Here is an 18,017-nt window from a genome sequence, read left to right on the forward strand (position 1 = left end):
TCCCGTCGATACGTGTTATCCGCTTCATCTTGCGTTCGGATCCACGCCAGGGCGAGTTGTCCACAGGTAAAAACTTGTTCAAACCTGCGATGCGCCACAATGGCCACAGCACGTGCTCAGCCCGATGACCACCACTTCGGCCGACCGGAAAGGACGCCTCGGTGCCTGCCCGCTTTCTGCAGATCTCGGACGTCGCGGAGACATTGAACATCTCTGCGCGAGCCGTGTACGGCCTGATCAGTTCAGGGGATCTACCGGCGATCAAGGTGGGCAAGTCGTGGCGTATCGAAGCCGATCAACTCGAGGCCTACATCCAACGGGCGTACGCCGACACCCGCTCGAAGGTCGAGTCGGGCACCGTGACCGAGTGATCAGCCGATCCGCCGGATGACCGCGATCGCCGCCCATGGCAGAACCCGGCGGCCGGTCACCGCGCCGCCTCGGCGCACCGCATCCGCTGGGTGCAGCACCACCTCGACGTGGTCACTTCCGACGAAGTCGATCGTGCCCACCCACACCGATCCGGCCGTGTCGTGGACAGCCACCGCTGAACGGTCTCGGGAGATTCCGCGCAGCGCGACGCCGAGCCCGAACCGGCGGGTCACCGAAGGTGCCTGATCACTGCGGCGGCCCAGCCCGCCGATGCTGACGATCGCCGTCGCCGGAACGATCGCACTCGAACGGCCCGGCTCCTCGACGACCACCCAGTCGCGGCCCAGGTCGGTGAGTTCTCCCTCGACCGGACCGGCCACCGTCGACAGGACGATCTTCGTGCCGACCCCCGCTGCCACCCGGTCGAACCACGAGACCTGAGCCCGCTCATGGCGGGTGCGATCGGGTACCTGGGCCAGTACTTCCTGGCGTTCGCGCTGCGCGAACTGTGCTTCGAGGTCATCGAACAAGTGGTCCCACCGCATGCCGGGAGAGTACCCGCGCAGAACTTTACTCACTTCTTACTTTTGCAGACTGTTGATGACGTTTTACTACGTTTACTGTCATCTCATGATCGATGAGTCCACCCGCAGGAGAGCACGAGCTCTCGCACTCCTGCTCGCCGCTGTCGCGGCTTCCGCGTCGTCCTGGTGCGTGCTGACACTCCTGGAGCAGGGTCGCGAACCGTTCGTGTCCTTCGATTCCCTGTGGTCGACCGCGCTGTTGACCGCGCTGGCCATCACGTGCGCGTGGGCAGGCGCCGTCGCGCTCGTGGCGCGGACCGAGATCGCCCGTCCGCGGATGCGCGTCGACGGCGCCACCCGCCTCGTTGCCACGGCGCTCATCGCGATCGCCGGCTGGACGGTGTCCTTCTCAGGAGTACCGGCGTCGGCATCACCGAAGGGCCCGGACGCAGTGGCCACGGCACCGGCAACTGCGTTGTCCACGAACGGTTCTCCTTTTCCGACCCCCGACTTCCGGACGGCTCCGAGTGCAATGTCCGACGACCCGGCACCGGACCCCGGATGGCTGCCGACCGCACCGAAGGCGGTCGACCCGGCCGACCGGAGCGCGCTCGTAATGCCCGGTGCTGCGAACGATCACTCGGTCGTCGTGCACCGGGGCGACACACTCTGGGCGATCGTCGGACGAGCTCTCGGCCCTGACGCGTCCGCCGCGCAGATCGCGCGGGCTGTTCCTGCCTGGCACGAGGCCAACCGAACGGTCATCGGCGACAACCCGGACCTACTGCTCGCGGGCCAGATCCTTCACCCGCCCACTGATACCGATTTCACTGCCAGACAAGGGAGTTCCCGATGAGCGCCGCACCCGTCCACGTACCCACGCCGGTCCACTCCCGTCCGGCGCCGAGCCTGCTGCCGGCTGCTCGACCGCGCCGCCATCTGCAGTCGGTCTCGTTGGACCAGTCATCGCTCGCCGTCGATTTCCGGTCGGGACGGCACGACGTCGAGTTCGGTCCGCAGCACTCCAGTACCAGTGACCTGCCCGACCCGACGGCGTGGGGTACGCGGCTGGTGCACGGCCTGCTCGAGGTGATGAGCGGGGTCCGTCCACCGTCGCAGATCGAGCGCTGTCTGACTCTCGAACTGCGCGAACGGGTCCGCCGTGCGTACGCGACCGCGGTTCGTCGCGGCGCACGACCGGGACGCCCTAGTCGCGTACTACGCGTGCGCGTGTGTGATGCCGTTGACGGAATCGCCGAGGTGAGTGCGGTCGTCTACGACCGCGGTCGTGTCCGCGCTGTCGCGATGCGGCTCAGCGGATGCGACGGACGCTGGTTGCTCACCGAGCTCGAAATGGGTTGACGTGCAACGAAAGACGAAGGCGGCCGCCCGGAGGGACGGCCGCCTTCATCGTGCAGGTCACTTCTGGGAAGAGGCCTTCGCCTTCTTCGCCCTGCGCGCGTTGGCGCGGCGCTGCGCACGCGGCAACCGGCTGTCGTCCTCGCCATCGAGAACACGACCGTCGTCCGTGATCTCGTGCTGGTGCGCCTGGCCGTCCTCGCCCGGTGCGGTCAGCGTGAGCTTCTCGTTGGTCTTCTCCGGCAGGGATGCCTGCACCTCGTCCGGGTCGACCTCGACGTGGAAGAGGTTCTGAATGGCCTCCTCCTTGATCGCGTCGTTCATCGCGGAGTACAGCTGGTAACCCTCGCGCTGGTACTCGACCAACGGGTCACGCTGGGCGAACTGGCGCAGGCCGATGCCCTCCTTGAGGTAGTCCATCTCGTAGAGGTGCTCGCGCCACTTGCGGTCCAGAACCGACAGCATGACGCGGCGTTCGACCTCACGAGCGACATCGGCGCCCCAGGCCTTTTCGCGGGTGTCGTAGGCGTGGTGGACATCGGAGCGGATCTCCTGCACGAGGATGTCGCGGTTCAAACCGGCTCGGCCACCGACCTCGTCCTCGATCTCCTCGATCGTGATCGAGACCGGGTAGAGGTCGCGCAACGCCGACCACAGTTCGTCGAGGTCCCAGTCGTCGGAGAAGCCCTGCGCGGTCGCTCCGTCGACATACGCGTCCACGACGTCGTTGATGAAGTGGCGCACCTGGGGCTCGAGGTCCTCGCCCTCGAGGATGCGGCGGCGCTCCTTGTACAAGGTCTCGCGCTGCCGGTTCAGCACATCGTCGTACTTAAGGACGTTCTTGCGGATCTCGAAGTTCTGCGCCTCGACGCTGGTCTGCGCCGACTGGATCGAACGGCTGACCATCTTGGACTCGATCGGAACCTCGTCCTCGATCTTCGCGGTCTGCATGAAGCGGTCGACCATGCTCGCGTTGAACAGGCGCATCAGGTCGTCCTGCAACGACAGATAGAAGCGACTCTCGCCCGGATCGCCCTGGCGGCCGGCGCGACCACGCAGCTGGTTGTCGATACGGCGCGACTCGTGGCGCTCGGTGCCGAGCACGTACAGGCCTCCGAGTTCGAGCACCTCCTCGTGCTGCTGCTCGACCGCCTTCTCCGCCTTCGCGAGCGCCTCGTCCCAAGCAGCCTCGTACTCCTCGGGCGTCTGCTCCGGGTCGAGACCCTTGCGCTTCAGCGCGGCGACAGCGATGTGCTCGGGGTTACCGCCGAGCATGATGTCGGTGCCTCGACCGGCCATGTTCGTCGCGACCGTGACGGCGCCCTTGCGGCCGGCCTGCGCGATGATCTGGGCTTCCTGCTCGTGGAACTTTGCGTTGAGGACCTCGTGCGGAACTCCCTTGCGCCGCAACTGTTCCGAGAGGTACTCCGACTTCACGACGCTCGTCGTACCGACCAGGACCGGCTGTCCCTCGCGGTGGCGGTCGACGATGTCGTCGACGACGGCGCGGAATTTCGCCTCTTCGGTGCGGTAGATCAGGTCGGCCTGGTCCTTACGGACCATCGGCTTGTTGGTGGGGATGGTCACGACGCCCAGCTTGTAGATCTGGTGCAACTCGGCGGCCTCGGTCTGGGCCGTACCGGTCATGCCGGCGAGCTTGTCGTACATGCGGAAGTAGTTCTGCAGGGTGATCGTGGCCATGGTGTGGTTCTCGTTCTGGATCTCCACCTCCTCCTTGGCCTCGATCGCCTGGTGCATGCCCTCGTTGTAGCGACGGCCGGAGAGCATGCGTCCGGTGTGCTCGTCGACGATGAGGATCTCGCCGTCCTTGACGACGTAGTCCTTGTCCTTCTTGAACAGTTCCTTGGCCTTGATGGCGTTGTTCAGGTAACCGATCAGCGGGGTGTTCTCGGCCTGGTAGAGGTTCTCGATACCGAGGAGGTCCTCGACCTTCTCGATACCCGACTCCATGATGCCGACGGACTTCTTCTTCTCGTCGATCTCGTAGTCGCCGTCGCCCGGCTTGTTCTCGCCGGCCTTCTTCGGCGCACAGGTGAGGTGCTCGACGATCTTGGCGAACTCGGTGTACCAGCGGGTGGCCTCGTCGGCCGGACCGCTGATGATCAACGGGGTGCGCGCCTCGTCGATGAGGATCGAGTCCACCTCGTCGACGATCGCGAAGTTGTGGCCGCGCTGCACCAGTTCGGTGGAGCTCCACGCCATGTTGTCGCGCAGGTAGTCGAAGCCGAACTCGTTGTTCGTGCCGTAGGTGATGTCCTTGTTGTACTCGGCGCGACGTTGGTCAGGCGTCATCGAGGACAGGATGCACCCGGTCTCGATGCCGAGGAAGCGGTGCACGCGTCCCATCAGCTCGGACTGGTACTCGGCCAGGTAGTCGTTGGTCGTGATGACGTGGACGCCCTTGCCGGACAACGCGTTGAGGTAGCTCGGCAGGGTCGCCACGAGGGTCTTGCCCTCACCGGTGCGCATCTCGGCGACGTTGCCGAGGTGCAGCGCGGCGCCACCCATCAGCTGGACGTCGAAGTGACGCTTGCCCAGCGTGCGGACGCTCGCCTCGCGAACGGCGGCGAACGCTTCCGGCAACAGGTCATCGAGCGTCTCGCCGTCGGCCAGGCGCTCCTTGAACTTGTCGGTCTCTGCTCGCAACTCCGCGTCAGTCATCGCTTTGAAGTCGTCCTCAAGCAGGTTCACCTGCGCCGCGAGACCCTGCAGCTTCTTCAGCGTGCGGCCTTCACCGGCCCGCAGGACCTTCTCGACTACCTTCGGCACTGTTGCTCCTCGTTCGTGTACAGACCCACCAAGACTAATGGGCGACGCAATGACGATTCGGTGGCGTCCGATCCTCGCCTGTTGCACCAACGGACGAAGTTAATCGGAGGATCCCCTCGCCGCGTTCTGATTGGCTCGTTACATGGTCAATTTCCCGGCGGACGTCCCGACGCTCTCCGACGACGTCGTGACGCTGCGAGCGCACCACCCCGGCGACGTCGACCGGATCATCGAATTCGCGAACGACGAGCGCTCGCGGCGGTTCATCCCGCTCCCCGATCCCTACGGACCGCAGCAGGCGCAGGAGTTCCTCGACTCGGTCGCGATCAACTGGGCTGCCGATCCGGTGCACCCGGTGTGGGCGATCGAGGTGGACGGGCAGTTCGCCGGCGGGATCAACCTGCACCCTCGGGGCTCGCGGACGTGGGAGGTCGGTTACTCGATGCACCCTGGACTGCGCGGGCGCGGGGTGATGACCCGCGCCGTCCGGTTGGTGGTCGATCACGCGTTCGACGCTCTGGACGCGTTGGCCGTCACCTGGCGCTGCGGCGCCGGCAACTTCGCGTCCTGGCGCGCGGTCTGGGCGGCGGGTTTCGCCTTCGACGGCGTCTGGTGCCGCATGCACCGTGGGTCGTTCGGTGACTCGGACAACCTCTGGTTGGGCTCGCTCACTCGCGCCGAATGGGGGTTGTCGCTCGGGCGGGAGCACCGTGCAGCACGTCCGTGGTGGGAGGCGAAGCTGCTGCGCGGCGAGCGCGTGGTGTTGCGTCCGTACCGGGACCACGAGGAGTTGCCGGGCGGCCCGGACGAGATCGCGCAGCGCTTCAACGCCGACATGCAGCCGCAAGCCGGCGACTTTCCGCGATGGCTGCGAGACCGGCGTCGGCGGATGGCGATCGGCGAGGGTGTCTTCTGGTGCATCGCCGATGCAGTGACCGGTGAACTCCTCGGCCACATCCAGGTCACCCGCCTCGACGTCGACTTCATCCGCGGCACGGGGTGGGTCGGCTATTGGCTGCTCCCGTCGGCCCGAGGACGCGGAGTGCTGGCCGAGGCTCTCGACCTGCTCATCCCGCATGCCTTCGCCGATCGGACCGATCCTGCAGGCGTCGACGGTGGGTTGGGTCTGCACCGTCTGTACGCCGGCACGGACGAGGACCACGGTGCCTCGCAGCGTGCGCTGCGACGGGCCGGCTTCAACGAGTGCGCCACCGAGCGGGCTGCGCTGGCCCACGACGACCGACCGCATTCCGGCGCGATCAGCTTCGAACTCCTGGCGTCCGACGATCGCGCTACCGGGCGCATTGCACCCTTCTCGATCCCCACGCTTCGCACCGAGCGGTTCGTGCTGCGTGAGTGGACGGACGCCGACACTCCACGTCCGGAGCAGGTCACCGACCCCGACGCCCGGCGATTCATGGCGAATGAACTTCCGACCGAGCAGACCTTCCCCGACTTCATGCGTCGCCACCGTCTCGGGCTGGACCGGCGCACGTCGCTCAACTGGTGCATTGAGGACGCCAACAGCGGCGAACCGCTCGGCAACGTCGGGTTGTTCGACATCGGAGCGGGCACCACCAGCAACGCCGAGGTCGGTTACTGGCTGTGGCAGAGCGCGCGCGGACGACGGGTCATCGCGCAGGTACTCCCTGCCGTCCTCGACCACGGCTTCGACAAACTGGGTCTCACCCGCATCCATGCCGCCACCGACCTGGACAACATCGCCTCGCAGAAGATCCTGATGACGGCGGGCTTTCGTCAGTGGGGCGCCGATCATCAGGCCTACACAAACGCGGACGGGTCGGTGACCGACGGCGCGTACTTCGAACTGCTTGCCACCGAGCGCCATTGCACGGTCGACGAGCGCCTGCCGCACCCGGTCCGAACCGATGATGTGCGGCTGCGTCCGCTGCAGCCGTCCGATCTCGACCGCGCGCACGAGGCGTCCGTCGATCCGTCCTGGGTGCTGTGGCTGGACGGGCCCGCCGACCGCACCCTGCAGCAGACGCACGAGTGGCTCAGCCGAGAACGTCAGGTCACCGCCGACCGGCAGCGGTGGGCGATCTGCGCACCGGACGGCGATGAGTTCCTCGGCTGTGTCACGGTCCAGAACATCGATCAGCGCACCCGGTCGGGCGAGCTCGGTTACTGGGTGCACCCGGACGCGCGCGGTCGCGGCCTGGCCGTCGCAGCGGTGAATGCTGCTGCAAGATATGCCTATTCACCTGAAGGTCTCGCGCTGAGACGGCTCTCGATCAATGTGGCCGAAGGTAACGAACCGTCGATCGCGGTGGCGCGGCGGACGGGCTTCCGGCAGACCGGACGAGACAGCCTGACCGAGCCGCTGGGCGACGGCCGCGTCGTCGATCGCCTGCGCTTCGAACGCCTGGCCCCTGACTGACCGAGTGGCCGGGCTATGAACAAGCGGCCGGGCTATAGGGCGGCCACCGGTTCATAGCCCGGCCACTCGGTGAGTCAGACGGGGTCGGGGATGGTGGGCTCGAGTTCGGGGACGGGCTCGCCGAGCTTGACCAGCACCACACCACCGAGGATCAGAATGCCGCCTGCCAACTGGAGGAGACCGGGCTGCTGGCCGAGCAGGATCGCACCGAACATCAGCGAGAACAGCACCTCCATCAACGCGAAGAACGAGGCCACCCGGGAGCCCAGCGCCCGGGCAGCAGCGATACCGGTCGCATACGCGAGCGCAGCAGTCACCAGGCCGAGCACGAGCAGCACGATCCACCACGGGACGTCGCCGATGCTGAAGTCGACGGTGCCGGTCGCCGTTGCGTAAGGCACGACTCCGGTCGCGCAGGCGAGGCCCATCGCGACAGCACCGACCCACAGCCCGGCACCGGCCAGAACCAGCGGCGGCAGGTGCGCCTCCTGAGCAGACAGGATGAAGTAGACCGCCGCACCACACGTCGCCAGCAACGCCCAGGTCATCCCTGCCACGTCGACGCTCGCGCCCGACAGCAGGTCGAGAACCAGCCCGAGCCCGACGATCGCGACCACCGCCCCCACAACGGTTGTGCGGGAGGGACGCTGACCGTGCCGCACCCACAGGAACGCCACCACCGCGATCGGCGCGGCGTACTCGACCAGCAATGCCATTGCGACCGGCATGGTCTGCACCGCATTGAAGTAGAACAATTGCGTGCCGGCGACCGCGACCAAGCCGTAGGCGACGACAAGTCGGGCGTCCTGGCGCAGCAGATGCCACCGCCCACGAAGGGCGAGCGCGGTCGGGATGCTGAGTGCCAGCGAAGCGACCAGGATCCGGTAGAACACGGCGGCACCGGGTGTCCAGCCGAGCTCGATGAGTCCGCGTCCGAGCGCTCCCGAACCACCGAACGACAGCGCCGACAGGAGGGCGAACATCAACCCACCCGAGTTCTTCACGGTTGGGGCGACGTGCGTGTCGTCATGAGTCAAGGTGGTCATGACTCATGACAGTAAGACGACGGGATGTAAGGTGTCAACATGCGCTTTGCTCATGACACCGAGCCTGCCCTGCGTGCCGCCGTGCGCTTGGTCAATTCGGCATCGGAGCCGGATACCATGACTGAACTCGACCAACTGCACGAGTTCTACCGCAGCGAGGGGTACACCGGACAGGCCCCACGAACGCGCGCAGACCTGGATGCCGTCCGCGCGCTCCGTCCGCGACTACGCGCGATCCTCACCGCCGATCGGGACAGCGCGGCCCAACTGGTCAATGACTCGCTCGCGCAGGTGCAGACGCAGCCCCGCCTGGTGCGCCACGACGACCTGGACTGGCACCTGCACGTCGTGGCCGACGACCGCCCCCTGGATGTGCGCATCCTGGTCGAGACGGCCATGGCGATGATCGACTTCATCCGCGCCGACGAGCTGTCGCGACTGTCCGTGTGTGAGGCGGAGGATTGCGACGGCGTCGTGCTCGACCTGACCCGCAACCGGTCGAAGATCTTCTGCTCCCCCAGTTGCAGCAACGCCGCAGCCGTTGCGGCCTACCGCGAGCGGCAGCGACGGAACGACTGACCGAGGATCAGTCGGTCGGCATCGCAAGATCGGTGAGCTCGAGCCAGTCGGCCATCGATCGCAGATTGCGCATCAACGCTTTCGCGGCGGTCGGTGAAGCTTCCGGTTCCCAGGAAATGCGTTGTGCCAGAAGCACGCTCGACTTGCGATCGGCCTTGAGGTCGACGCGGCCGACGAGTTCGCCGCGGTGCAGGAACGGCAGCACGTAGTAGCCGTGCACCCGATCAGCGGCCGGCGTGTAGATCTCGATGCGGTAATGGAAATCGAACAGGTCGTGCGTGCGTTCGCGCTGCCAGACCAGCGAATCGAACGGACTCAGCAGAGCCTCGGCTTCGGTCCGCCGCGGACGAGCCGCATCGACGTACAGAAATGCCGGACGCTTCCAACCGCGCACCTCGACCGGGCGCAACTCGCCCGTACGCACCAGTTCCGCGATGGCGGGGCGGGCCTGTTCGGTCTTGAGCCGGAAGTAGTCGCGCAGGCACAGTTCGCTGCCGATGCCGTGGGACCGCGCAGCGATGCGGACGAGTTCGATGAAGGACTCCTGCTCGGCCGGCCTCGCCTCAGGCCCGGCGGCCGCGCGTGCTGCCGGCGGGAAGGCCGTTTCGATTGCCGCGTACCGACGCTCGAACTGGGTCGTGCGTCCGGCGCTGGTGATCCGGCCCGCCCAGAACAGATGCTCGAGTGCGTTCTTGACCAAGCTCCAGTTCCAGCCCCACTGATCCTTGCTGCGCGGCACATCGTGCTTGAGGCGAGCCTCCACCTGACGCGCGGTGAGCGGCCCGAAGCGCAGCACCTCGGTCTCGACCGCAGCAACCACCTCAGGATGCTCGTGGGCCACACTCTGCATCCCACGCCAGGCCTCCGACTCGGCACGCCGCATCCGGAACGTGAGGTGCGGCCAGGTGGTCGGCGGGATCAAGGATGCCTCGTGAGCCCAGTACTCCACGAGCCGTCGTGGCGCGGTGTCGCGAGCACGATCGAGCAATGAGGTGTCGTAGGGCCCGAGACGGGAGAACAGCGGGAGGTACTGACTGCGCGCCAGCACGTTGACGCTGTCGATCTGGATGATGCCGACCCGGTCGATCACTCGCTGCACGTGCCTCATCGAAGCCGCGAAAGCTTCCGGGCGTCGGTCGTGAAAACCCTGCGCGGCCAACGCAATTCGTCGCGCCTGCGCTTTGGTGAGCGTCTCGGTGACAGCCGTGAGGTCTGGTTGGTCGGTCATCGGTTCGAGCCTAGACCGCGTCACCGACAACAACCCGTAGCCCGGTACGCGGGAGCGGCGGACCCGCCAGGGATCCGCCGCCCGTCGCTCGACTTGTCAGGCGCTCTGCTCCGTCTGCTCCTGAATGTCCAGGGTGATCATTCCGTACGACCAACCGCGCCGCCGGTAGACGACGGTGGGCTTGTCGGAGTCGACGTCGTGGAAGAAGAAGAAGTCGTGTCCGACGGCTTCCATGGCGCTGAGCGCGTTGTCGACCGTCATCGGAGACGTACTGTGCACCTTCTCGCGCAACTCGACCGGGCAGTCTGCGTCACCGCCGAGCTTCGCGATCGACTCGGGCACCGGTGGCTCCTGCTCGGCCCCACCCTGTGCGGGCGACAGGTCGAGGTCTGCGAGCGGTGCAGTGGCGTCGTGCACAGACTTGGGTGCCTTGCGTCCGCCGCGATGCACCCTGCGCTTGTCGTGCTGCCGGCGCAATCGCTCCCCGAGTCGGGTGGTCGCCAGGTCGAGCGCTGCGTAGGTGTCATCGGCACTGGCCTCGGCGCGAATCACGGCCCGCTTGCCGAAGCAGGTGATCTCCACGCGCTCGGCTTCCTTGGCCTGGCGTGGGTTGGCTTCGTGGGAAACTACGACCTCACAACGGGTGACCCGCGGGTCGAGCTGGTTGACCTTCGCCAGCTTCTCCTCGATGTGGCGCTGAAAACGCTCGGGCACGGACGTGTGACGTCCGGTGACGGTGATCTCCATGGAATCTCCTCGTGTTCTACAAGAGTGTCGTGCGGACTTCAGCGTCCTGATCTCCTGATGAACCACCTGCCTTTCCGGTGGCGACACAAGGCCGGCTGCGAACTGAGATTTCGCAAGGCCTCTCCATGACCCAACGCTATGCCACCGCGGGCGCCGCGTCCACAGATCGACGCACCCATCGCGCACCGTCCGCCAGTCGGTCACGACGGTGAGACAGAGCGCTGCAGTGGGAACCAAACGAACACGAAGAACGATGAGGTCCAACGGTTTTCGCCTGGTCGACCGTCAGCACGGCACGCATCGTCAGCGTCGACGCAGCACGGCAGCAGCGGCAGTCAGGGCCACGACGTCGTCCGCTCCGGCGACGCGCAAGGCGCGACTTGCCTCCGTCAAGGTCGCGCCCGAGGTGATGACATCGTCCAGGAGCAGGCAAAGTCGTCCTTGGACGTCGGTGGCGCGCATCGAACCCGACAGATTGCGGGCCCGCTGCGTCACCCCGAGACCTGCCTGGTCGCGCACGGCTCGACCGAAGCGCAGTGCGCCTGGCGGGGCCACCTGCATCGAGGACCCTTCGAGGGCTCGACGAACGAGGTCCCGCAGCGGCAGTCGACCCCGCAACCGCACCGACGCGGCTGTCGACGGCGCACACACGACGACCAGGCGACCGGTGTGCAAGGCACGCTCCAGCGCAGGCTTCTGGTCGAAGACTCCCTCCACGGCAGCCCGCACCGCCGCAGCCAACGGTGGCAGCAGATCGACTCGGTCGTCGTCCTTGAACGCGGGAAGCATGCGCGTGACCGCACCCTCGTAGACGAGGTGGGCCCAGCACGGCGGACTACCCGGCAGCGGGCGCTCGACCCAACCGAATGCGGGCTGAGCCAGACGCCGTTCGAAACCCACCCGACACGGCTCGCACAGGCGCTGGTGGCGCAGACCGCATCCACCACACGCCTGCGGCGCGGCGAGTTCCCCCAATCGCTCCAGACCGAAGGCGGCATGGCGGAGAGCTCGGGTGATTCGCTGCACGGTGGCCAGCCAACCCGATGCACGCGTGCCGTCGGAGCGACGAGCAAGCGTTGTGGACGACACGCCGAGCAACTGTCGGCGTGTGGAAAGTCAGCTTCCCGGTGCCACCACGTCGAGGACGCCGGGGACGCGCCGCCAGCCACCGCCAACCCGCTCCTGCACGCCCGGATCGCCTGTGACGACGAACAGTTCGCCGGTGCCGCGGCCCGTTCCCACGATGTGTACGGCACCCGGTACGGCGCCCATCGGGTTCACGAACCCGCTCAGTGGCACCTCGATGATCTGCTGACCGTCGTCCGGTCGCATTCGCCCGATGACGGCAAGGGTGACGTCGTTGGCCCACGCGACATCGCTGACATCGCTGACGGCTTGCCCGACCTCGATCGGTTCGGTCAACGCCGTGGCCTGGCCGTTGGCATCCCGGATCACGAACGCGAGCAGCAACTTGGTGACGCCCCTCGGCGTCCGGGTCAGGACTGCCACCCGTTGGCCGTCGCGTGAGGACTTCAGTGACAGCACCTGCGCGTCGCGCAACCAGGGAACCGACACCGCCTGAGCCCGCGTCGTCGCGACGAAGTTCGTGGTGTCCATGACCCAGACGGCAGCGCCGCTGGAGACTTCGCGGTCGGGACCTGCATTCGACAACGACAGGCCGGCGAGCCAGAGTTCGTCGAGTGAGTTGAAGCTCGGGCGCGTCAACTGTCGTCCGAACGCCGGAACCTGGTAGGCCTGGCCACCACTGACCCAACGTCCGAGCAGTTTGCGATCGCCGCTGATCCCCGCGACCTGTCCGCCGTCGGCATCGGCCGCCAGCATGTACCAGTTGCGGTTCAATGTCGGCAGAGTTGGTCGCGCTCGACCACGTGGCTGCGCCGCGCCGGCGTCGGCACGCCATTGCAGCGTCTGCCCCGACCGCGTGATCACTCCGTTGTCCTTGGTCGCCGGCACGGTGAACCCTACGTCCGTCGGCGTGACCGGCATGTCCGGAAGATCAGGAGTGTCCAGACGCGAACCACCGACGGTGATCGCCACCCGGTGGATCCTGGGCACCTGGTTCAAGGTCGCCATCATCGCCGCCCACAGCGCATTTCGAGTGGCGGAGTCAGCGGTGCGGACGCCCTCGGTCAGGTCGACGGTCGCGACTCCGTCCTGATCGATCGGGACGGCGTCGACCGCGAGGCGCGTACCGCCCGGCACCTGGTTGAGGTCGGGCGTCGTGCCCTGCGCCCGTGCCAGCCATTCCGGCGCGCCGCGCAGCACGGCGCGGGCGAGGGCTGCAGCGAGTCCGGTGCGAGGGAACCACTGCTGGTCGGGCACGAGGGTGCGGGTGCGGCGCTCGGCCAGGTAGACGGTGTAGGGCGTGTACATCCGGTCCCGGAAGTCACGCATCGACAGGTACGGTCCGAAGTCGGCCGGCAGTTGCGAGATGCGCCATTGTCCGTCGACCTGTTTGAGGCCGATGTCGACGGTGCGGTGGCTGGGCACCGCCAACTGACGAAGGTGTCCGCCGGCGTCGAGTTCGGCCCACTGCGTCGCGGTGAGCGAGACGCGGCCCGGGGTCACCTGGGTGACCGCGAAGTCGCGTTCACCCTGGTTGATCGCGACACGCCCGCCGGGCGCCCAGCCGCGGCTGGCGTCCGTGGTGAGGAATTGCCGTGCGACGGCGAAGTCCTCGTCGACGCTGCCGTTGGCGCGCAGGAACCCCTTCACCGTCTCGACCGGATCGGCGTTGCTGCGCGGTCCGTAGAACTCGACATTGGCCGGGGGTGCACTCGGTGCGTCGGAGATCGGTCGACGAGCCTCGACATCGCTGGACGTCGGAAGGCCGGCACATGCTGCCAGCACGAAGGCGACAACGGCGACCAGGATCGAACGAAGGACACGGCTCATGTCTGGCTCCCGGAATTCGTGCCCAGGGTGAGTGAGTTGCCGGCCGGCATGACCCGTCCGACCTGGGAGTCGTCGGGCGCCAGAGGCAGCGGCGAGCGACCGATCGGTTGACCCGGCCGACGCGGAAGGGTGAGTCGGAAACAACTGCCTTCACCGGGCGAACCCCACGCCTGCAACCAGCCCTCGTGCAGTCGGGCGTCCTCGAGCGAAATCGACAGGCCGAGGCCGGTACCTCCGGTGGTACGTGCACGCGCCGGGTCCGCGCGCCAGAAACGGTTGAACACCCGGACAGCGTCACCGGGTTCGAGCCCGACACCATGGTCGCGCACGGTCACTGCCACGGCACCGGAGTTGGAACCGATGTCGATCTCGATCGGCTTGCGCTCACCGTGCTCGATCGCGTTGGTGACCAAGTTACGCAGAATGCGCTCGATGCGTCGGTGGTCCATCGGGACGACGACGCCGCGCTTGCCGAGAACGGTGATCTCGGTGCCGTTGCGTTCGGCGAGAATCTGGACGGAGTCGACGACGCGATCCACCAGGTCACGCATGTCGCCCGGCCCGAGGGTGAGGGCAGCCGCCCCGGCGTCGAACCTGCTGATCTCGAGCAGATCGGACAACAGTGCCTCGAATCGGTCGAGTTCGGCGCTGAGGAGTTCGGCCGAGCGGGACAGCGGCTGGCTGAAGTCGGCGCGGTGCGCGTGAATCATGTCGACGGCCATGCGGATCGTGGTGAGCGGCGTGCGCAACTCGTGCGAGACGTCCGAGGTGAACCGTTGCTGCAGTGAGGACAGATCCTCCAGCTGCCGGATCTGCCGTTGCAGGCTGTCTGCCATCGCATTGAACGAGGTCGCGAGGCGGGCCAGGTCGTCCTCGCCGGACACCTGCATGCGTTCGTTGAGCGCACCTGCGGTGAGCCGTTCGGCGACGTGCGCGGCCGACCGCACCGGCGTCACCACCATGCGCGTCACCAGGTAGGCGAGAGCGGCGAGCAGGGCGAGCAGGGCGACACCGCCGGCGGCGAAACTGCCCTTGACGATGTTCAGCGTCGTGACCTCGTCGTCCATCGGGAAGATGAAGAACAGGTCGTACGGGCCGGCGTTCGGCACCGACACCCGCGAACCGATCAGCACCGCCGGCACCGAATCCCCGTCCGGTTGCGGGACGGTGATGATCTGCACCTGTTGGTGATCGGGGTCGTCCTTCAACGCCGTCCGGATCGCTTCAGGGATCATCTCCGGACTCGCCTGCGCGGAGGAGACTTTCGGGATCGGCTGCGCGGTGTTGTCGGCCGCCTGCATGAAGACGACCCGGCGGGACAGGTCGTCCCCGGGCGAACTGACCTGCTGAACCATGTCGCTGGCGAGCTGCCGCAACGAGCTGAGGTCGGTGTTCGGGGTACTGGCGAAGATCTCCTGCGCGTCGGCGCGGCGGCTCTGGCTCTCGGCCTCGGCGGACGATGTCCGCGACTCCACCAGGTCCGTCGCGATCCGGTGGTACATGTAGGAACCGAGCACCAGCGTCACGATCGCGCCGGCGAGCGCGGTCGTGGTGACCACGCGGGTGTGCAAAGAACGACGCCAGGAGTGTCGGACGCTGCGCGCGGTGGCCAGCAGAGCCGCGCCGAGCGCGGCGAACCACCGGCGAGCAGCGGACTGCTGCGCGTGCGGCTCGCCGAGGTCAGGCACTCGGTCCGGCCTTATAGCCGACTCCTCGCACGGTCAGGACGATCTCGGGGTGCTCGGGGTCGCGCTCGACCTTGGAGCGCAGACGCTGCACGTGCACGTTGACCAGTCGGGTGTCACCGGCGTGTCGGTAACCCCAGACCTGCTCCAGCAAGACCTCCCGGGTGAAGACCTGCCACGGCTTTCGCGCGAGCGCCACCAGCAGGTCGAACTCCAACGGGGTCAGCGAGATCTGCGCGCCGTCGCGGACGACGGAGTGACCGGCGACGTCGATCGTGAGGTCCCCGAGGCGGAGCTGCTCCACCTCCGGTTCGTCGCCGCGGCGCAGCCGAGCACGGACGCGGGCGACCAGTTCCTGTGGCTTGAATGGCTTGTTTACGTAGTCGTCGGCGCCGGCCTCGAGTCCAGCGACCACGTCGGTGGTGTCGGTGCGGGCGGTCAGCATCACGATCGGTACGTGCGACTCGGCACGAATCTGTCGGCAGACCTCGACGCCGTCGGTACCGGGCAGCATCACGTCGAGCAGAACGATGTCGGGTTTGGCATCGCGGAACGCCGCCAACGCGCCGGACCCCGTCGAGCAGTGGGCGACCTGCATCCCTTCCCCGCGCAGGATGATGCCGAGCATCTCCCCGAGCGACGGGTCATCGTCCACCACAAGCACTCGGGCACTCATTCAGATCCAGCCTTCCTCGCGTTCACCTCGAATTATCTTCACACAGAAGGCAAACGGATCCGCAACGAGAATGCGCGTGAGTTCGTGCCCTTCGCCGGGCCTGGCGAAGGGCACGAACTCACGCCGATTCCAGATGCTCCCGGATCAGTACCGGTAGTGCTCGGGCTTGTAGGGGCCCGCCACGTCGACGCCGAGGTACTCGGCCTGGTTCTTGGTCAGCTCGGTGAGCTCGACACCCAGCGCGGCGAGGTGCGCACGGGCGACCTTCTCGTCCAGGTGCTTGGGCAGCGTGGTGACCGTGGGCTTGCCGTCCTCGTCGACGTACTCCTCTGACTTCTCGAACAGCTCGATCTGGGCGATCGTCTGGTTCGCGAACGAGTTGGACATCACGAAGCTCGGGTGACCGGTGGCGTTGCCGAGATTCATCAGGCGTCCCTCGGACAGCACGATGATCGAGTTGCCGTCCTGCTTGGTCCACTCGTGGACCTGCGGCTTGATCTCGGTCTTGGTGATGCCGGGAAGCTTGGCCAGGCCGGCCATGTCGATCTCGTTGTCGAAGTGACCGATGTTGGAGACGATCGCCTTGTTCTTCATCTTCGACATGTGCTCGGAGGTGATGACGTCGTAGCAACCGGTCGTGGTGACGAAGATGTCGCCGTACTCGGCGGCGTCGTCCATTTTGGCGACCTGGAAGCCCTCCATCGCGGCCTGCAGCGCACAGATCGGGTCGACCTCGGTGACAACGACACGTGCACCCTGACCGGCCAGCGCTGCGGCGCATCCCTTGCCCACGTCACCGTATCCCGCGACGACGGCGGTCTTGCCGGCGATGAGGACGTCGGTCGCACGGTTGAGGCCGTCGACCACCGAGTGACGGCAGCCGTACTTGTTGTCGAACTTGGACTTGGTGACCGAGTCGTTGACGTTGATCGCCGGGAAGAGCAACTCGCCGGACTTGGCGAGCTCGTACAGGCGGTGGACGCCGGTGGTGGTCTCCTCGGTGACGCCCTTGATGCCGGCGGCGATCTTGGTCCACTTCTGCGGGTCTTCGGTCATCGTCTTGCGGACGAGGTCCTTGAACACCGAGAACTCCTCGGAGTCGTCCTCGGTGGTGGGCGGCACCTGACCGGCGGCCTCCCATTCCTTGCCCTTGTGGACGAGCATCGTGGCGTCGCCACCGTCGTCCAGGATCATGTTCGGGCCCTCGCCGCCCGGCCACGTCAGGATCTCGTTGGTGCACTCCCAGTACTCCGGCAGCGACTCGCCCTTCCAGGCGAACACCGGAACACCCTGCGGGTTGTCGACACTGCCGTTCGGCCCGACCACGGCGGCCGCCGCGGCCTCGTCCTGAGTGGAGTAGATGTTGCAGGAGGCCCAGCGAACTTCGGCGCCGAGCGCGGTGAGGGTCTCGATGAGCACACCGGTCTGAACGGTCATGTGCAGCGAACCGGCGATCTTCGCCCCCTTGAGCGGCTTTGAATCGCCGAACTCTTCGCGCAACGCCATCAGGCCGGGCATCTCGTGCTCGGCGAGGCGGAACTGGTGACGGCCGGCCTCGGCGAGGCTGAGGTCCTTAACCTTGTAGTCGAAGGACATGAGTGTCCTGTTCTCCTTCTGCCGCGTGGACGCGGCTTTGACTGCAGTAGCGGACGCTGGCATCGCCCATCTGAGCTTCTCGGGTCATCACCCATGCC

15 protein-coding genes are annotated in these 18,017 nt (G+C 66.7%); 5 read left to right on the plus strand and 10 right to left on the minus strand.

Going from position 1 to position 18,017, the window contains the following annotated elements:
* The first annotated feature begins 161 nt into the window (after nucleotides 1-161).
* Nucleotides 162-371, plus strand: coding sequence for a helix-turn-helix domain-containing protein (locus EU513_RS10030; RefSeq protein ID WP_129625757.1), 210 nt, complete (start codon nucleotides 162-164; stop codon nucleotides 369-371).
* On the opposite strand, the gene EU513_RS10035 is transcribed toward EU513_RS10030, so the two are convergent.
* Nucleotides 372-917, minus strand: a complete 546-nt coding sequence (locus EU513_RS10035; protein ID WP_129625758.1) for a hypothetical protein — start codon at nucleotides 915-917, stop codon at nucleotides 372-374.
* An 85-nt stretch (nucleotides 918-1,002) separates the two neighbouring features.
* Between EU513_RS10035 and EU513_RS10040 the strand changes: the two genes are divergently transcribed.
* Both EU513_RS10040 and EU513_RS10045 read left to right on the plus strand, forming a co-directional pair.
* Nucleotides 1,003-1,752 carry a LysM peptidoglycan-binding domain-containing protein gene (locus tag EU513_RS10040; protein WP_129625759.1) on the plus strand — a complete coding sequence of 250 codons (750 nt, stop codon included), beginning with the start codon at nucleotides 1,003-1,005 and terminating at the stop codon, nucleotides 1,750-1,752.
* Nucleotides 1,749-2,258: an Rv3235 family protein gene (locus EU513_RS10045; RefSeq protein WP_129625760.1), complete on the plus strand. Its 510-nt coding sequence runs from the start codon at nucleotides 1,749-1,751 to the stop codon at nucleotides 2,256-2,258. The genes EU513_RS10040 and EU513_RS10045 overlap by 4 nt, the downstream gene beginning before the upstream one ends.
* A gap of 57 nt (nucleotides 2,259-2,315) precedes the next feature.
* Here EU513_RS10045 and secA read toward each other — a convergent pair whose 3' ends face one another.
* Nucleotides 2,316-5,045, minus strand: a complete 2,730-nt coding sequence (secA, locus tag EU513_RS10050) for a preprotein translocase subunit SecA (protein ID WP_129625761.1) — start codon at nucleotides 5,043-5,045, stop codon at nucleotides 2,316-2,318.
* Between the two features lie 142 nt (nucleotides 5,046-5,187).
* On the opposite strand from secA, the gene EU513_RS10055 reads away from it, so the two are divergent.
* Nucleotides 5,188-7,446 carry a GNAT family N-acetyltransferase gene (locus EU513_RS10055; RefSeq protein WP_129625762.1) on the plus strand — a complete coding sequence of 753 codons (2,259 nt, stop codon included), beginning with the start codon at nucleotides 5,188-5,190 and terminating at the stop codon, nucleotides 7,444-7,446.
* 74 nt (nucleotides 7,447-7,520) lie between these two features.
* Here the strand turns inward: EU513_RS10055 and EU513_RS10060 are convergent, their stop codons facing one another.
* Nucleotides 7,521-8,492: a DMT family transporter gene (locus tag EU513_RS10060; RefSeq protein WP_129625763.1), complete on the minus strand. Its 972-nt coding sequence runs from the start codon at nucleotides 8,490-8,492 to the stop codon at nucleotides 7,521-7,523.
* A gap of 39 nt (nucleotides 8,493-8,531) precedes the next feature.
* On the opposite strand from EU513_RS10060, the gene EU513_RS10065 reads away from it, so the two are divergent.
* Nucleotides 8,532-9,071, plus strand: a complete 540-nt coding sequence (locus tag EU513_RS10065) for a CGNR zinc finger domain-containing protein (RefSeq protein ID WP_129625764.1) — start codon at nucleotides 8,532-8,534, stop codon at nucleotides 9,069-9,071.
* Nucleotides 9,072-9,078: 7 nt separating this feature from the next.
* On the opposite strand, the gene EU513_RS10070 is transcribed toward EU513_RS10065, so the two are convergent.
* The 7 genes from EU513_RS10070 to ahcY all read right to left on the minus strand — a co-directional run bounded on the left by EU513_RS10070 (nucleotide 9,079) and on the right by ahcY (nucleotide 17,919).
* Nucleotides 9,079-10,299, minus strand: coding sequence for a winged helix-turn-helix domain-containing protein (locus tag EU513_RS10070; RefSeq protein ID WP_129625765.1), 1,221 nt, complete (start codon nucleotides 10,297-10,299; stop codon nucleotides 9,079-9,081).
* 96 nt (nucleotides 10,300-10,395) lie between these two features.
* Nucleotides 10,396-11,046 carry a ribosome hibernation-promoting factor, HPF/YfiA family gene (hpf, locus tag EU513_RS10075; RefSeq protein ID WP_129625766.1) on the minus strand — a complete coding sequence of 217 codons (651 nt, stop codon included), beginning with the start codon at nucleotides 11,044-11,046 and terminating at the stop codon, nucleotides 10,396-10,398.
* 303 nt (nucleotides 11,047-11,349) lie between these two features.
* Nucleotides 11,350-12,135: a ComF family protein gene (locus tag EU513_RS10080; protein ID WP_129625767.1), complete on the minus strand. Its 786-nt coding sequence runs from the start codon at nucleotides 12,133-12,135 to the stop codon at nucleotides 11,350-11,352.
* 27 nt (nucleotides 12,136-12,162) lie between these two features.
* Nucleotides 12,163-13,962, minus strand: a complete 1,800-nt coding sequence (locus EU513_RS10085; protein WP_129625768.1) for an LpqB family beta-propeller domain-containing protein — start codon at nucleotides 13,960-13,962, stop codon at nucleotides 12,163-12,165.
* Nucleotides 13,959-15,650: an MtrAB system histidine kinase MtrB gene (mtrB, locus tag EU513_RS10090; protein WP_129625769.1), complete on the minus strand. Its 1,692-nt coding sequence runs from the start codon at nucleotides 15,648-15,650 to the stop codon at nucleotides 13,959-13,961. Before mtrB ends, EU513_RS10085 begins: the two co-directional genes overlap by 4 nt.
* A complete protein-coding gene (mtrA, locus tag EU513_RS10095; RefSeq protein ID WP_129625770.1) occupies nucleotides 15,643-16,323 on the minus strand; it encodes an MtrAB system response regulator MtrA in 681 nt (226 codons plus the stop codon). Before mtrA ends, mtrB begins: the two co-directional genes overlap by 8 nt.
* Before the next feature lie 144 nt (nucleotides 16,324-16,467).
* Complete coding sequence (ahcY, locus tag EU513_RS10100) at nucleotides 16,468-17,919, minus strand: adenosylhomocysteinase (protein WP_239701368.1); 1,452 nt, start codon at nucleotides 17,917-17,919, stop codon at nucleotides 16,468-16,470.
* Between the last annotated feature and the right edge of the window lie 98 nt (nucleotides 17,920-18,017).

It is taken from the genome of Yimella sp. RIT 621 (assembly GCF_004146205.1).
Classification (GTDB): Bacteria; Actinomycetota; Actinomycetes; order Actinomycetales; family Dermatophilaceae; genus Yimella; species Yimella lutea.

Bases quoted from the DNA above. Each gene is read 5' to 3' on its own strand.
- EU513_RS10035 (WP_129625758.1), bottom strand. From the start codon at position 917: ATGCGGTGGGACCACTTGTTCGATGACCTCGAAGCACAGTTCGCGCAG.
- EU513_RS10040 (WP_129625759.1), top strand. From the start codon at position 1,003: ATGATCGATGAGTCCACCCGCAGGAGAGCACGAGCTCTCGCACTCCTG.
- EU513_RS10045 (WP_129625760.1), top strand. From the start codon at position 1,749: ATGAGCGCCGCACCCGTCCACGTACCCACGCCGGTCCACTCCCGTCCG.
- EU513_RS10055 (WP_129625762.1), top strand. From the start codon at position 5,188: ATGGTCAATTTCCCGGCGGACGTCCCGACGCTCTCCGACGACGTCGTG.
- EU513_RS10060 (WP_129625763.1), bottom strand. From the start codon at position 8,492: ATGACCACCTTGACTCATGACGACACGCACGTCGCCCCAACCGTGAAG.
- EU513_RS10065 (WP_129625764.1), top strand. From the start codon at position 8,532: ATGCGCTTTGCTCATGACACCGAGCCTGCCCTGCGTGCCGCCGTGCGC.
- EU513_RS10070 (WP_129625765.1), bottom strand. From the start codon at position 10,299: ATGACCGACCAACCAGACCTCACGGCTGTCACCGAGACGCTCACCAAA.
- hpf (WP_129625766.1), bottom strand. From the start codon at position 11,046: ATGGAGATCACCGTCACCGGACGTCACACGTCCGTGCCCGAGCGTTTT.
- EU513_RS10085 (WP_129625768.1), bottom strand. From the start codon at position 13,962: ATGAGCCGTGTCCTTCGTTCGATCCTGGTCGCCGTTGTCGCCTTCGTG.
- mtrA (WP_129625770.1), bottom strand. From the start codon at position 16,323: ATGAGTGCCCGAGTGCTTGTGGTGGACGATGACCCGTCGCTCGGGGAG.
- ahcY (WP_239701368.1), bottom strand. From the start codon at position 17,919: ATGTCCTTCGACTACAAGGTTAAGGACCTCAGCCTCGCCGAGGCCGGC.